General features: G+C 30.0%; 16 protein-coding genes. 14 read left to right on the forward strand and 2 right to left on the reverse strand.

Going from position 1 to position 16160, the window contains the following annotated elements; genetic code table 11:
- Positions 1-52 precede the first annotated feature (52 nt).
- Positions 53-511 (reverse strand): arginine repressor, encoded by a 459-nt coding sequence (locus IEV09_RS08205; RefSeq protein ID WP_188367806.1) that lies wholly within the window; start codon positions 509-511, stop codon positions 53-55.
- Positions 512-651: 140 nt separating this feature from the next.
- Here IEV09_RS08205 and IEV09_RS08210 point away from each other — a divergent pair, with 140 nt between their 5' ends.
- Both IEV09_RS08210 and IEV09_RS08215 read left to right on the forward strand, forming a co-directional pair.
- Positions 652-1593: an AEC family transporter gene (locus IEV09_RS08210; RefSeq protein ID WP_188367807.1), complete on the forward strand. Its 942-nt coding sequence runs from the start codon at positions 652-654 to the stop codon at positions 1591-1593.
- A gap of 125 nt (positions 1594-1718) precedes the next feature.
- Complete coding sequence (locus IEV09_RS08215) at positions 1719-1943, forward strand: hexameric tyrosine-coordinated heme protein (RefSeq protein ID WP_188367808.1); 225 nt, start codon at positions 1719-1721, stop codon at positions 1941-1943.
- Positions 1944-2059: 116 nt separating this feature from the next.
- Here the strand turns inward: IEV09_RS08215 and IEV09_RS08220 are convergent, their stop codons facing one another.
- Positions 2060-2416: a hypothetical protein gene (locus tag IEV09_RS08220; protein WP_229731689.1), complete on the reverse strand. Its 357-nt coding sequence runs from the start codon at positions 2414-2416 to the stop codon at positions 2060-2062.
- Positions 2417-2806: 390 nt separating this feature from the next.
- On the opposite strand from IEV09_RS08220, the gene IEV09_RS08225 reads away from it, so the two are divergent.
- From IEV09_RS08225 to IEV09_RS08280, 12 genes are all read left to right on the forward strand, one after another.
- Complete coding sequence (locus IEV09_RS08225) at positions 2807-3193, forward strand: hypothetical protein (RefSeq protein WP_188367810.1); 387 nt, start codon at positions 2807-2809, stop codon at positions 3191-3193.
- Between the two features lie 124 nt (positions 3194-3317).
- On the forward strand, positions 3318-3605 hold the full coding sequence (locus tag IEV09_RS08230; protein WP_188367811.1) for a hypothetical protein: 288 nt from the start codon (positions 3318-3320) through the stop codon (positions 3603-3605).
- A gap of 298 nt (positions 3606-3903) precedes the next feature.
- The gene (locus IEV09_RS08235; RefSeq protein WP_188367812.1) at positions 3904-5028 is read left to right on the forward strand and encodes a tyrosine-type recombinase/integrase; all 1125 of its coding nucleotides are present in this window, start codon (positions 3904-3906) and stop codon (positions 5026-5028) included.
- Positions 5029-5268: 240 nt separating this feature from the next.
- Positions 5269-5595 (forward strand): hypothetical protein, encoded by a 327-nt coding sequence (locus IEV09_RS08240; RefSeq protein ID WP_188367813.1) that lies wholly within the window; start codon positions 5269-5271, stop codon positions 5593-5595.
- Between the two features lie 51 nt (positions 5596-5646).
- Complete coding sequence (locus IEV09_RS08245) at positions 5647-6477, forward strand: hypothetical protein (RefSeq protein ID WP_188367814.1); 831 nt, start codon at positions 5647-5649, stop codon at positions 6475-6477.
- A 740-nt stretch (positions 6478-7217) separates the two neighbouring features.
- Positions 7218-8717, forward strand: a complete 1500-nt coding sequence (locus IEV09_RS08250; RefSeq protein WP_188367815.1) for a TOTE conflict system archaeo-eukaryotic primase domain-containing protein — start codon at positions 7218-7220, stop codon at positions 8715-8717.
- 502 nt (positions 8718-9219) lie between these two features.
- Complete coding sequence (locus IEV09_RS08255; RefSeq protein ID WP_188367816.1) at positions 9220-9702, forward strand: hypothetical protein; 483 nt, start codon at positions 9220-9222, stop codon at positions 9700-9702.
- Between the two features lie 196 nt (positions 9703-9898).
- Positions 9899-10522 carry a recombinase family protein gene (locus IEV09_RS08260; RefSeq protein ID WP_188367817.1) on the forward strand — a complete coding sequence of 208 codons (624 nt, stop codon included), beginning with the start codon at positions 9899-9901 and terminating at the stop codon, positions 10520-10522.
- Positions 10515-11366, forward strand: coding sequence for an HNH endonuclease (locus IEV09_RS08265; protein ID WP_188367818.1), 852 nt, complete (start codon positions 10515-10517; stop codon positions 11364-11366). The genes IEV09_RS08260 and IEV09_RS08265 overlap by 8 nt, the downstream gene beginning before the upstream one ends.
- Positions 11367-11506: 140 nt before the next feature.
- A complete protein-coding gene (locus tag IEV09_RS08270; protein ID WP_188367819.1) occupies positions 11507-13618 on the forward strand; it encodes a DEAD/DEAH box helicase in 2112 nt (703 codons plus the stop codon).
- The gene (locus IEV09_RS08275; RefSeq protein ID WP_188367820.1) at positions 13615-14319 is read left to right on the forward strand and encodes a DUF2290 domain-containing protein; all 705 of its coding nucleotides are present in this window, start codon (positions 13615-13617) and stop codon (positions 14317-14319) included. The genes IEV09_RS08270 and IEV09_RS08275 overlap by 4 nt, the downstream gene beginning before the upstream one ends.
- Before the next feature lie 353 nt (positions 14320-14672).
- On the forward strand, positions 14673-16046 hold the full coding sequence (locus IEV09_RS08280; protein ID WP_188367821.1) for a hypothetical protein: 1374 nt from the start codon (positions 14673-14675) through the stop codon (positions 16044-16046).
- Positions 16047-16160 lie beyond the last annotated feature (114 nt).

Raw genomic sequence — 16160 nt, forward strand, 5'->3', positions numbered from 1 at the left:
ATAAAAAGGTTTTTCGTAAAGCAAATTACTTTACGAAAAACCTTTTTTTATTTTAATGAGGTTGCTTAAAACGATTTTCTAACGTAATTGCAGCATCTTCGTTAGGTGAAATAATCACTACAATATCAAAACCGGCAAGCGAACAAACTTTTTCTGTCATTTCAATTTCATCAATGGCAGCTGCTAAGATCGGAGCATTGTTGGGAATTGTATGAAGAATCGTCATGAACTGGACACGGTCCACTTTTGTCACAACGTCTTGGACAAGCTGGTTTAAATGATTCTTTTCTGTCGTATCCTCATGTACTTTTTCTTCAAATTGTTGGAAATAAGCAATTCCGGAAGCATCTACTGCTTTTACAATTTTCAAATCTCGGATATCTCGTGAAATAGTGGCTTGTGTCGCTACAACACCATTTTCCATTAATAAATGACGTAATTCATCTTGTGTGCGGATGGTGTTTTTTTGAATGAGATTTTCAATAATCGCATGTCGTTCACTTTTTTTCAAGTATTTTCCTCCTTGTATAATATTCAGACCTATCATAACAAAAATGTATAAAATTTCATAGTAATAAAGAAGGAGATAAGCTAGAAAGAATGATAGAATACAAAGGAGAGTAAAGAATGAGAGATTAGGAGTGTTTTTGTGTGTTAGAAGCTTATTTAAATATCCTCGTTGTTTTTGGAGTGATGATCGTTGGTTACATTTTGACTTGGAGAAAGTGGTTTGATAATCACATTGCGGATGTTTTTTCCAAGTTAGTCTTAAACATCGCTTTACCGTTAAATATGTTTTTGAATATGACGGAACGATTTACGAAGGCGGAGTTTTTAGGGTTAGCAAAAGGTATTTTACTTCCGGCCTTGTCGATTGTGATTACCTATTTCATTAGTGTCCTCTATGCGAAATTAGCCAAAGTACCTTTAGGAAGAATCGGTATGTTTAAAACGATGTTTACGGCATCCAATACAATTTTCATGGGATTGCCAATTAACATTGCCGTATTCGGTGAAAAAGCAGTGCCCTATGCGTTGCTTTACTATATTTGTAATACAACTTTCTTTTTCACATGGGGAATCTATTTAATTCAAAGTGATAATTTAGAACGCCAGCAAGTCAGAGAAATGTTTGATGTTCGCTTTTTATTAAAAAAGCTGTTATCTCCTGCCTTACTAGGTTTCTTTGTTGGATTATGTTGGATGTTGCTTGAGATTCCATTAGTGACACCATTGCGTGATTTTTCACGCTATCTAAGTCATTTAACGACGCCATTATCTCTATTTGTCATTGGAATTATCATTTACCAGACTGGAATTAAAAATTTAAAGCTCGATAAAGAGACCATCGGCGTATTAATTGGTCGTTATCTGATCAGTCCGTTAGTGATTGTGACGTTGTCCAAGTTTATTGAAGTACCGACCTTAATGTTGAATGTCTTCATCTTACAATCTGCGATGCCAGTACAAAACTCAATGCCAATCCTAGCGAAAGGTTATGGAGCGGATGAGGGGTTTGCAACAAGTAGCCTCGTTTATTCGATTATTGCGTATTTATTTGTCATTATTGTCTTACTCCAATTCATTTATTAATCTTTTTATATAATAAATTATATAAAAAATGCGAAAAGCACCTGAATTTTTCTTTTAAACATGTTATAATGAAAGAACGTTCACAAGATAAAAAAATGAACGTTAATGATAAGGAGGTTAAAACAATGGATACATGGTTACCAACATTAATCACAGATACACCGCAAGAAGGTTTTGAACTAGCAATTACGCTGGCTCGTAAAGGCGTAGGTTATGTACAGTCAGATCCAGAAGTGAAACAAAAATTGCGTGAGGTTTATGAAAATAACGCAGATAGCTTAACGTTTGCCTCGCAAGTAATTGCTGTGAATTTCCAAACAGTTGCAGCGGCCAATAATTACTGGCGCTAATTCTTTTTTATAAATAACGGTATCAGCTGTGACATAAGTAACAAAAAACAAAGAAAATGGGTGATTCGTCCATTTTCTTTGTTTTTTTGATTCGTTTCTTGAATCCTTTGGAAATCTTAGCTGTACTTGTTTAATAATCGAGCGAGCTCTTCCTGTTGTGGCTTGTAACCAATCATTATTTTATTGACATGAAATGGTGGTACATCGTAAGTTACACTATCAACAATTAGTTTATACGAAAGAATACCTTTTTTAAATCTCACTGAGCGAATTTCATGATGTTCTGTGATGAGGATACTGCCTTCAATTTTACCGCTAGGGGTAATCGGTAAAGTTAGTAGCCCTGTCTGATTAAAGATAAGTACAACAAATGCCCTTCTAGTATTTTTAACATTTCCCCAAAGGATAATTTCAGAACCATCATAATATTTTCTATCTTTAATAAAAGTAATCAAATCATCTCTCTTTAGCATGAATCCCACGAATCTATCCCTCCCGCTGTGTTAATTTGTTGAAACTTCAAGTTAAGAATCGCTCAATCAGCATAAAATAAAAAACTTGTTTTTAGTCTAGCATAAGAAGCAATTCTGGGTGCTCTCTTTTTCTTTTGACAAACAAGAGATTTAGGCAGTTATTATTTTGGGATAAGGCGACTATAGGAAACATTGGGATGAAAAATCTGTGCGAATCAATAGCCAGCTTTGTTAAACAAATCTAAAGATTGTTAAGGGGAGAAGAGATGTCTAAAAAAGGGGGTCTACCAAAGGAAGTTTTGGGCATCCTGTGACGTTCGAACTATGGTAGACTCAATCGATACTGATTAATTTGAAGTTAATTGAGAACGTTACGATAGGAGAAGAAAAATGATTGTTTATAATCGAAAAGGATTTATGGTGGCTATCGCGGTATTTACCGCCTTTTTATTAGCGACACCACTTAGTTTAGAAATTGCTTTAGCCGATCGGTTTTTTGCGACACTCATGCTATTGATTTCAGCACTACTCAATTTTTTGTTGACAATAGTATGGGTTCGAAATGAAGAAGGATTATCCGATGAAATGTTTAATCAAATTGTAGAAACGGAACAAACTAGATTCAAACGAAAATTTAGTCGTTTAACGATTAAACTCATGCGGATTTCTTGGGATCCACGGAGTTCATTATTTTTTATCCGTAATCAAGTTTGGACGTTTGTTTTCCTTTTTGGGGCATTAATAGCGTTTGTTCTAGAAACCATATTTAAGCAATGATTTTGTTTAGTACTCTGTGACTAGGTGGATTTAAGAAAATGTTGAAGCGAGCTTTTAGAGATTGTTAGTGAATGTATCTAAAAAGATGGATACAAACGTACGGAGTTTACTGAGGTGAAGAAAGATGAAGAAAAGAAACATTCAACAAAAAAATTTAGAGAACATTATTGAAAGATTCAATCATTCAAATAAGCAAATAGAACTTCTGTTGGATTTGAAAAATGAGATGATTTTTAGTCATGAAAATATTAATAGAGGATGGATAACATATAAAGAAGAGGAATTCGTAACACTTTATACCAAAGGAATAAATAAACAGACAGATATAGTTGAAATAACAGTTGATGAAGTTGTCATTAAGACCACTGCATTGATAGAAGCGTATCAAATAATGAGGAATATTATTGACTAAATGATGTTATTTGATACACAGTTTCGATTGTGCGTGTATTCTGTCGAGATAAATAGATTTGAAGAGCATGTTCGAACATTGACCGATAAAATCCTAACTAACAGTCAAATAAATAAACAAAACACTTGAAATATCTCTGGAATTATATTATACTATTTGAGGTTATGCTTGTTCTAAAGAGCAAATACAAACCAAATACCACATCTCAAAAGATGCGTGGAGTGGTGCTTGCATGCAAGTCCTTCACACAGTTGACTTTGAGAGAGGAAAAATAAAAACCAATTGGAGGAAACACAAAATGGCAGTAATCTCAATGATTGCTGAAGCCATTAAAACCTCTTTAAACGTTGATATAAAGGTATTTACAATATTAAATATGGCAGTAATACAAATAATGGACGTAATATACGAAACACCAATCTTGTCGCAAATAAATGTGAAAGGTTGGTGTTTTTTTGTGCATTTTGATGAAGAACTTGATATTGAAATTGTTATTAATTGGTATTCCTCTCTCAAGGAATTGATATTAGTAAAAACATCAGAAGGATTTAAACAGGAAACAATAAAAAATTATAAATGTGGTATTAATCACTTTAGTGAATACTGCATTAGTAAAGGAGCAGAGATACCTTCAAGAGTGACAAAGAGTTTACTACGCACATATCTAACAGAATTAAAAGAAGGTCATACAGCGACGTATTGCAACAGTAGATTAAGTCAGATACGAGTATATTATGATTTTTTAATTCAAGAAGATTATTTAACGGAATATCAAGATCCTACACGAAGGGTTAAATTCATGCCTAAACAACAAAAATTACTAGTTATTTTTAATGATAGAGAAGTTGAGCAAATGATTGCTGAAGCAGGGAAACAAAAGAATAAGTTTCATGCTGAACGTGATAAATTAATGATAATGATTATGGCAGATTGCGGTTTAAGAGTAAATGAATTAACTAATTTAAAAGATGAGAACGTATCAACAGAATCAATATTTGTAGATAAAGCTAAAAGAGGGAAACAAAGGATGCTTTACGTAACGCCACCAGTAGCTCAACAAATAATAAAATATAGAAGAGTCAGAGATGCATATTTTAAATCTAAACATATACCAAAGAATCAAATGTTTTTCCGTAATTTTAGGGGGGAAAACATGAAGAATGATGGGGTTCAAAAAGTTGTAAAGAGGATAGGACTAAAATGTGAGATTAGAGCAACGGTTCGAGTAAGTCCGCATACGTTTAGACATTGGTTTGCACAATCACAGTTAAAGAATGGAATATCTATCTTCACGCTCTCTAAACTTCTAGGACATGAAAGTATAAGTACTACACAAGGGTATTTAGTAGGGTTAGCAGACGATTCATTGATTCAGAGTGCTATTGCTACCAGTCCGCTTCTAAACATCAAGAACAAAGGATAGGAGCACTTTAGGTACCTGCTGACAATAACAGTAATAGTTTATAATCTTACAGCATCACTAATTCGTTCGTTTTAGACACAGTCTAAAAAATAGTGTTAGTAATAGTGAAATTATGAATCGAAAGGGGTTAATTTAATTATTAAGGGCGTGTCTTATTACCAAAAGACGGACGTTTGATTTGTGGGAATGTTAGTACCTCATTGAACTCTCGACTATTTAAAAAATTGGAGGATGTTAAAGATGATTCAAAAAGATTATGGTTTAAATGGAGTGAAATTTTTAAAAATATTAGGAATTGTGTTGCCAGTTTGTATATGCATATTTTATCTATATCTTTATTCAACGGTTCTAAATGTTGAAGATATTTATGGGTATGAATATTCAGAAAGTAATCCTACTGTTTTGTGGACAGGGATTGTATATTCAATAATATTTTATGTGTTTTATCAAGTTATCTTAAGAATATACATAAATTTAGCTATTATTGCTAAGAACATTGATAAAAAGAATATTGAAGAGTTATTACCAACTTTAACAAGTAGTATAGAAAATCAAAAGAAAGACTAAAACTAAAAATATTGTGGCATCTTTTATATCTTAAATTTGGGAGTGTACATAATGAAAAAAATTTGGAGCAGTATCCCATTATTATTGATAATTACGATAATGAGTGGATGTGGAATGAACGAAAAAGAAACAAGTGAAATTAATGAAGCTCAGAAAAGCACAGTACAAAGCACAGTGAGAAGTATTAAATTGGATGTTCCCGAAATAATAGAAGCTAAAGAGAATGGAATGTTTTCAATTACAGGGAAAACTGAACCAAACACAGATGTAGATATTAGTTATGGTGTAAATGATAATATTATTACATCAGATGAAAATGGTAACTTTAAATACGATGGATATTCTCTTTCTGATGAAGATAATAGCTACTCTGTATATGTGTCTGTGGATACAAGTACTGAAACTGAGGTTAGAGAAGAAATAATAGTTAAACGTAGCGATGAATCAATAAAAAAGATTGCAGATGAAAAAGAGGCTATAGAAAAAGAACAAGTAAAAGTTCAATCTGAGGAAGATAAAAGTAATTTGAAACAAATATATCTTGAATTTCTAAGGAATACATTCTCTCCAAGTCTAGAGGTTAGCTTAATAGAAGAATTGACTTTATACCAATTGGCACCTAAAGAAGGTGATGACCAATTAGCCAGTGACCTTGCTTGGATATTGGCTGGGGAAGATTCAAGTTCATGGTACAAATTAAGGGATACATTAGTTAATTTATCATTAGATTTATCGGGAAAAATTGGTGATGAAGTAACGTTTTACTTGGGGCATGATGGTAGTCATGGTGGTACTATGAAAGGTAACGTGCTACGGATTACAAATGGAATAGTTATATATGATGGAATAGAAGAGAGATTAATTGAAAAAGGTTATAAGTAAAATAAAAATACGTTAAAATAATATTCTATGTGTTTTTAATATCTCTCATCTCTAGAACAAACATAAACCATGCACACTGAATGGTTTATACCTTTCTTCTCTCAACTATACAAGGAAATACAAACGCGAGTATATACGGTATAAAGTGCCTTAAATGTTTTAGCACGTGTATACTCGTCATTTTGTTACAAATAAGTATCAATTTTATAAGAACCGTCCTATTAACACTTCAAAGTAATATTTGAGGTGTTTTGAATATCTCTAATTTCTAGAACGAACATAAATCATCTAATAATTTATGAAATCGCAGAAATAAGTAATCAACTAAATTTTTTGAAGATAATTTCAGATAAATACCCAACTTGTATCACCCTAAATTGATTTATTGAATAAAAGGTGATATAATACTTGTATAACCTAAAAAGATGTGCTAAAATGCATGTCATTAATAACACAACATAAAATTAAATTTAAACTAAAACATTAAAGCAACACAAACGTAAGTTTTAGCTCGAGGACATCAAACATTTTATCGAGCGCTTATTTTGTGTTGTTTTTTATTGTTTAGAAAGGGGGAAGTGTATTGAGGGTGAAGAAGGTAATTTAATACGTTTGATATTTAGATTTTGTAATGAATAATAATAAAAAAGAAGAACTATGAAAAAACATGAAAATAAAACATAAAACTTAACATTATGTAGTTCTCTTTTCAGATATTTTGAAAAGGGGAACTGAGTATAATGGAAAAAAATAAAGGGAAAATCACTAAAACTAAACGTGAGGAACAATTACTTGAACAAATAAAAAATCTATATATAGGTTTTCGAAAAAATTATATAAAAATGTACTATAACAAAGGAATGGCAAAAGCTAAATACCATAGACCAACATGGGCTCTGCACGATAATCAAATTTTGGCTCATATTAGACAAAAAGAAACGATTGGAATTTTTGCTGGGCAAATTTTTAGTAAATTTATCTGTTTTGATGTTGATTCTCCTGAATTGAAATTATCAAAACATACAACTAAAGCCTTGGTTGTATTGTTGAATCATGATTACAATATTTCTTTAGACGATATACATGTAAGTTTTAGTGGGAAAAAAGGGTACCATGTAGAAATTTTTCTTGATGAGTTTATTGAATCAAATAAAATGGAACATTTTTATTTTGATGTTCTTAATAACTTAGGTAAATTGTCAGAGAAGGTTGAAATTGAACTTAGACCTTTACATACAGTAGGATTGAAGTTACCTCTATCTATTCATAAGCAAACTAACAAATATTGTCATTTTGTAGACAACCAAACATTGAGAAAAAAAACAGATTCTGAAAATTACTTTTTATCAATTGAACCAATGAGTAAATATTATTTCGAAATTGAGGTATTACCAGACTCTAAAAAGATAAATCAAGTTCAATTTTTGAATGATGATGAAAAAATTGAATCTAAGAAGATTATTAATAACATTAACTATAAAATCGATATTGAAAGTGAAACAAAAGCTATTTTATTAGTTTTGAAAAATAAACATTTGTTGTATCCTAACAGTAGACATAATTTTTGCTTCAAGGCATCCATATTTTTAAAAGAACAAGGACACGACATTGCTGGGACAATAGGAATTATGACAGATGTATTAGAGAATACCTTTAAACATCATAGAGAGATGATAGATAAATCAACAACACAAGAATTTGCTCTAAGCGAGTTAGCGAGAATTGTAAAAAACACTTATGATAAAAATTATATATGGGGTCAAACATCAAAAGAAATAAAAATTTATAAAGATGAGTTAAAAGAGGTATTAAATATTAATACAAATGGAAAAAGCTTACACTTGAAAAAACTAGCATTAAGTACACTAATTCAATCCAAAAGATATGCTAGTCAAAATGGGATATTTTATATGCCATATAGTACAATGACAAAAATGGGAAATACTGGAAGTAGAGGAAGATTACTCCAATACTTGCTGTATTTAGAAGAAATAGGATTTTTAGAAGTTGTTAGTCGAAATGAACAAACAGAAGGAACGTATAAAAAGAAAGCAAATAGATACAAAGTTAATATATCTCAAGAGGATGGCGATGAATTTATTGTACTGGATTTGAATAGCTTAGAAAAATACGATTTTAAAGATTACATTGTTGCATTGTTTACAATCGATGAAGCAAAAGAAATTTTGACAAAAAGTCAATTCTATGATTTGGGATTGGCGAAATTATATAAATTATAAACTGAAAAATAATATCTTTAATCATAAGCGACATTAAAATAAATTAGGTTTAGTAACTTATTAGTCATAAGTTGTAGTAGCTCGCAAAAGATTCTACGACTTATGATTAATAATAATAAGATATTATGTTACGTTTAGCGGAAAAATTAATGACTGGGCATAAAATATTATATTTAGGAAAACTGTGACAATGATAAGATTAAGAACAGTCGTAATGAAGTGAAAAATTCATTACAAAAACTAGAACAATTATTTTAAATTTTAAATAATCGAAATTGAATTATTCAGAATTATTTGGAAATGTGAAATTGGCTCATTACACATTGTATATCGGTATCTTTAGCAATTGTTTGATGAATTTGTACTATGTCTTTAATTCGAGTAAGACTCTCATAAAGAGTATAGTAATAATAATAAGATATTATGTTACATTTAGCGGAAAAATTATGAAAAAATAACTTTTTAAGATAAAATGAAATAAGATGTTTTTAAGGAGGAAAAGATGTATATAAAAAGAGAAAATGATGAATTTAAGTTATTGGTTTTCGAGTCTTCTTTTCTAGCAGAAAATACTAAAGAATTAAACTTCTCTCAAGGATTTCCACCTGAATTATCTGGAATTATTGGAGCAATAGGCACATCTGCTTTAGGAGTAGGGGCAGTTTTTACAATTTTTTCAGGTATGAGTGGAGCAAGTATCATGACTACATTGGCAACATTTGGATTGGGAGGTGCTGTTGGAGGCATAGTGAGTGTTGCATCATTAGTAGCATTCCCAGTTGTGTTAGTTGGTGGTAGTATGTATGGTATTGCTAACCAAAGAAAACTAAAGAAAGAACTAGTTGATTTAATAAAACTATCTTATAAAATGGAAGCTGTACTATCCAGTGACGAAAGAAAAAATGTACAAGGACTTTTAATTACAGTCAGAGAGTATCGTGATAGATTGATTGCTAAGCATAAATTACAAAATAAAGTCACTTAAAATATCCATACAATTGAATATGAATTAAAGAATCCTATGAAACTAATTTTTAATTGAGTTCATAGGTATTTATTTATTTGGAATTGTTCTTTTTGAGTACACCTAAACTATACAATAAGTAGTTGTTGATATATAATGATTTCAAAGTGTTCAATATACATGTTCATTATATATAAATCATAATAGGAGGTTTACCATGACAAAAATTGGGTATGCGAGAGTTTCTTCAAGAGAACAAAACTTAGAAAGACAATTTGAGTTATTAGAACGTTCAGAGGTTAAAAAGATTTTTTCAGATAAATTAAGTGGTAAAGATAATAATCGTCCACAATTAAAAGAGATGCTTAACTATATTAGAGAAGATGATATAATAGTTGTGTCGGAATTAGACAGATTAGGACGAAATAATAAAGAAATTACTAGTATCATGAATCAGATACAAGACAAAGGAGCGACACTTGAAATCCTTAATTTGCCATCTCTGAACGGTATACAAGACGATAACTTGAGAAGGTTACTAAATAATCTAATCATTGAATTATTTAAGTATACGGCTGAAAATGAGCGTAAACAGATACGTGAAAGGCAAAGACAGGGTATTGAGTTAGCGAAAGAAAAAGGTAAATATAAAGGTCGTCCTTTTGCCTATAGTGCTGATTCGGCTGATAAACAGAAGCGTGTGACCTATGAAAAGATAGTCGAGATGTTGGGGAAAGATGTTCCTATAACGCAGATAGCAAAAGAGTTAGATGTTGCGAGGAATACGATTTATAGGATTAAAGAAAACTTAACAAATAAGGAGAAACGAGAAAATGTTTAAAGGATATATAATGAATGATAAAACAAAATTTTTTATTATTGATACTCATGGAGGTAAAGATATTGAAAGTATTTTTGATGATAAAGATTTTGTAAGATATGCTTGGGAGTTATCAAGATTTGGAAAAGTTAGTGAAGGTGATTTGTTTATTTATAGAAGACCAATGAAAGATTCAGAATTTAGAGAGTTTTACTTCTTTGGTGCGGGGGTATTTGGCGCAGTCGATTTAATAAATGATGAAAAAAATAAACCAGTAGTTTCTTATATAAGAGAATTTGTAAAGTTTGACAAGCTAATTTTAGCATCCAATAACGATTTGCTACAGTATAAATGGAAATTTAAAGAAAGAACCAAAAATAATTGGGAGCATTTTTTTAATCAGTATGGTATGACGGAAATAAAAAAAGAAGATTTTATGTTTTTAACTGATATCGGTGTTGCAACTGATTTGCCTATAAAAGATACTAAATATTATGCTTTAGAAAAAGAAGAAATTATTGATGAATTACAAAGCGTTTATATTGATAAAGAAGGAAAGAAAAAATTAATTTTTGGATATAAATATGAACGAAATCCTAGACTTAGGAAAGAAGCATTAAAGATACATGGTTTTGAATGTAAGGCTTGTAATTTTAATTTTGAAAGTATGTATGGTGAGATAGGAAAAGAGTTTATTGAAGTACATCATATAAAACCACTGTCTGAGATTGGTCGAGAAACAGTAATTAACCCCAAATATGACTTGATTCCTCTATGTCCCAATTGTCATAGAATGATACATAGAAAGAGAAATAATATGATGAGTGTCGATGAATTAAAAGAAATTGTAAAAAAAAATAAGTAAGTTGTCTTTTATTCGTTCAATTAGAATGATGTTCCTATAACTAGGATCTCATAGGAATTGTATTTATAAGATAAAAGAAAGAAGAAATAAAGAGAAATATGATATTCAAGTATTAGGAATATAAAAGGAGAAATGTTTGAATGATTAACCATAAAAATATTTTATCAGAAAAGTATTATGAGGATAGATTAGCACAACAATTAATAGAAAAAATAAGTAACATTTTAAGTGGGAATGAGGAAGATGAAGTAACTATTTATTATGATTATATGTTGAATGGGAGTTTTGAGGAGAATATCGAATTTCCCAAAATTTTGATTGTAAGTAAGTATATGGGAGTCTATCTTTTTGATATCACCGAAACTAATAATGAAAGAGATAACGAAATAACCAATACTCTGGATAAGATATTTAGGAAAGAAGAAATTTTATTTGCAAACTTCCTGAAAAATGGAGGTACATGCATTAAAAATAGAAGAGGAAGAGATGTAATATTTAATCTGGAATCGTATCTTTATGCTCCACAATTACATAAAGATTTTAAAGATGAAAGCATAATACAAGATGATTTAAGCCTTAATAATATTTTTACTGAGAGTGCTGCACCAATGTCTGATGAACAATTAGAAGCTATTTTTTCAGTAATTGATTATTCCGGCGGAATGTTTAAGCCTAAGCAAAGAAGTATTTCACAAGATGAAGAGAATACCAAAGGAGGAATGTTAAATCAGTTAGAAAAAGAGATTGCAATCTTTGATAATGAGCAAAAATATGCTTCTTTATCAGATTTAAACGGACCTCAAAGAATTAGAGGGTTGGCAGGTTCTGGAAAAACTGTGATTTTATGCATGAAAGCAGCAGCGTTACATTTGAGATATCCTGAAAAAAAAATCATGTACACTTTTATGACTAAAAGTTTATATGATTATATAGAGTTGTTGATAACAAGATTTTATAAATTAATGGGTGATGGTTCATTGCCTGATTTTAAAGAATCTATATTAATTCGTCATTCTTGGGGAGGGAAAAATTTAGCAGGTGTTTATTATGAAGCATGTCAAGATAATAGTCTTCAACCCTTAAACTTTACAGAAGCAAGCAGAAAAGCCAATGGAAACGATGTGTTCGACTATATATGTCAAGATTTATTAAACCGAACAAAAGGAAAACTGAAATCGAAATATGATTATGTTTTAATTGATGAAGCACAAGATTTTAGGCCTTCTTTTTACCAAGTATGCCGAGAACTTACTCAAAATGATAATTTAGTTTGGGGATATGATAATTTACAAAATATTTTTGATGTTGAAATTCAAAATACTATGGAAACATTTAGTAATGAGTATGGCGCCGAGGGAATTGATTTAAGAATCTTAAGAGAAAATCATCCAGAAATGAATAATGATGTAGTTCTACCTAAATCATATCGAAATGCTCGAGAAATATTAATAACTGCACATGCGTTAGGATTTGGAATTTATAATAATCAATTGATTCAAATGTTTGAGAACAATCAACATTGGCAAGATTTAGGTTATAAAGTAGAATGTGGAGATAGTAAAATTGGAGATAGTATGGTAATTAGTAGACCACAGGAAAACAGTCCATTAACTATATCAAGTAAACAGAGTTTTGAGCAGTTAATAAATCTACATAGTGCTGAAGACTTTCATTCTGAAATTGATTGGGTAGTAAATGAAATTTATAGAGAGATAAACGAAGAAAAATTAAGACCAGAAGATATTGTGGTTATTTCTTTAGATGATAGAAATGCTAAGCTTTATTTAAACGAAATTGAAAAGTCTCTAGCTAAAAAAAATATATTTTCTTTTAATTTATCTGATACTTTTTACAGTAAAGGATTTACACGTGAAGATGCTGTAACACTTTCAACTGTCTATAAGGCAAAAGGTAATGAGGCGGGGTTAGTTTTTATTGTTGGATGCGATGTGTTTGAAAATGCTATAGATGATATTAGGATGAGAAACAGAGTTTTTACTGCTTTTACACGTTCAAAAGGATGGTTAAGAATAAGTGGAATTGATATTAAAAATAGTCAATTGTTTAAAGAAATAAATATGGTAAAGGATAATGAATTGAAGCTAATTTTTGAATATGAAGATGCTAAAGTGATTAAAAGAGATAGGGTAGATAAAAAGAGTGTGGATATACAACTAGAAAAGATTATGGAAGAAATGCTGAGCAGGGGTGTTACCCCAGAGCAATATAAGAGAAGATATGAAAAAAAATGAAAATAAGTAAGATAGCTACTTCATACAATGAAATTGTTTCTTTTATGAAAAAAATAAATTTATTAAAGAAGGAAAATTATTCTCGAAATATTTCTTTTGAGTTTTCTAAATTTTCTGCTGAATTTGTACAAGTTTTTCAAAAAAATGATTATATTACTACTTATATGACAGCAATGGAGAATAGTGACTACGATATTCTTTTAAAGGATGATTCTTTTTTTCAGTTTACTTATGATGACAGGGATAATAAAATCATAAGATACGCTTATTATGAAAACCCTTTTAAATATGAAACGTATGAAGAATTTTTAATGAAAGAATTAGATTCTTCAATTGAAGATGTAGGTGATTTATTTGTGCAAGAGTATGAACAATACATGTCAGAAGCTTCTATAAAACCATCTGTAAATCCGATGAGATTTGATTATGATGAAAATGAGAAACACTATAAAGAAATGTTACATACAGGTTCTCACATACATATAGGACATGACAATGAAATAAGATTACCAACAAAGTATTTACTAACTCCATTTGGTTTTGTTATTTTTGTTATTAGGAATCAATATCTAGCATATTATAAAGAGCTTTTAAAAGATGAGAAACTAAAAAACATTATAACAAAAGAAAAAAATGCTTTTAGTAAATGTTCTGATAAATTGTTTAGAGAAGGGGACGAATGTCATCTATATTTTGTTTAAATAAAATTCTGATTTTATAGAAAATATCTATGAAGGGGTATAGTCTAATACATCAGTTGCCTATATTTGATAAAAAATCATGAAATTGTTGATTAAATCTGATATTCATTTTGTTCTGTGCGCATTTAATAATAAATATATTTACACAAAAGATGATCCTCATGGTCAAGAGATACAGTTACCTGATAAAGAATCCATCACTCGAAGTAATTTTTACACGAAAAATACTAGATACTTTATTCCTAGTGAGATAAGGTCTTTAGAAGTTTAGCGAGAGATGAGAAGATGAGATGTATTGTATGGCATAATATAAAAAAAAATCGTAATAAAAGTCAGTTTAAGGGGAAGTTAATATGAAGAACAAAATTGCTGGGGTGTCACTAAATTTTTCTCATATGAATTTTAAGAATATTGATTTAATATCATTTGATTCTTATAATTCTTTGTTGGATTATGATATAGTAATTATTGATTTGACAGGTATCTCCTCAGAATATGATTATGATAAGGATTATAATGGGAGAGAACGATTATATTCTGGTAAGAAACGTTTATCAAACGATGATTCCTTTAAATTTTTATCTGATTTTAAAAGAAGAAAAGAAGAAATTAAATATTTACTAGCTCTTGGAAAAACACTATACATAATGCTCCCAGTCGAGTCTAGCTTCTATATTTATTCAGGAAAAAATGAATACTCAGGTACAGGTAAAAATCGACAAAAGACCCATCTTGTAAATGAGGTTAACGTTTTAGATATTTTACCTATAAAATTAAATGTGACAACAGGTTTTGGTAGCAAATGGGCGCATTCAACTGACTCTCCATATAGAATTTTGTTTGAAGTCAAAGGTATGGAATACTATTATAATGCCTATTTTAGCTCTGAGGATAAAGGGATCCCTGTTGCTTACATTGCGAATACAGAAAAAAATATTTCTAAAGTATTTCCAATAAATGATGGACGCCTTGTAGTTTTCCCATCTATATTTGATGAAGAATACTATTCGAGTGAAAAAGAATATCGAAAAGTAATAAATAATTTTTTGCATACCATAGATGATTTAGAGGAGGAAATAAAAGTAAGTCTGGATGATTACTCTCTTCCAGAATGGGCTGATAAATATAATATTTTAACCGAAAAAAATGAAAAAGAAAAAATTGAAGAACTGAACAAAGAAATAGAAAAATTAAAAATTGAAAAAGAAAAAGCAGAAGATAAATTAAGTAGTATTCAAAAATATAAACTTGCATTCACTACATCTGGCAAGGAGTTAGAAACGATTATATATGAGATTTTTTCAGAATTAGGCTTTAAAAGTATGCCAATTGAGCATAATCGAGCAGATGGGATTTTTGAATATAATGACTTAAAAATTGTAACTGAAATTAAAGGAGTCAATGGAAGCTCTGCTGAAAAACATGGTGCTCAATTAGAAAAATGGGTATCGGAGTTTGTTGAAAAAGAAGGGATAATTCCTAAAGCTATATTGATTGTCAATGGTTTTAGAAAGAAAGATTTATCATCTAGAAATGAAGCTGTTTTTCCCAATCAAATGATTGAATATTCTACAAAAAGAGAACATTGTCTAATTTCGACAGTTCAATTACTCGGAATTTTTATTGACGTGAAGAATAACCCTTCGAAAAAAGAAGAAATTATTACAACGTTTTTGAATACAGTTGGTGTTTATTCTGAATATATGAATTTCAAAAAATTCCTATAAATTTAATTTAGTGACAAGATAATTTATGTATTAAATACGTGCTAGTTAATTCAAAAGTATAGGTACTGGACCTTTAAAATTGAAGATTCTATAATCTCTGATATCGTCAAATCA

The organism is Enterococcus alcedinis (assembly GCF_014635985.1).
GTDB lineage: Bacteria > Bacillota > Bacilli > Lactobacillales > Enterococcaceae > Enterococcus_I > Enterococcus_I alcedinis.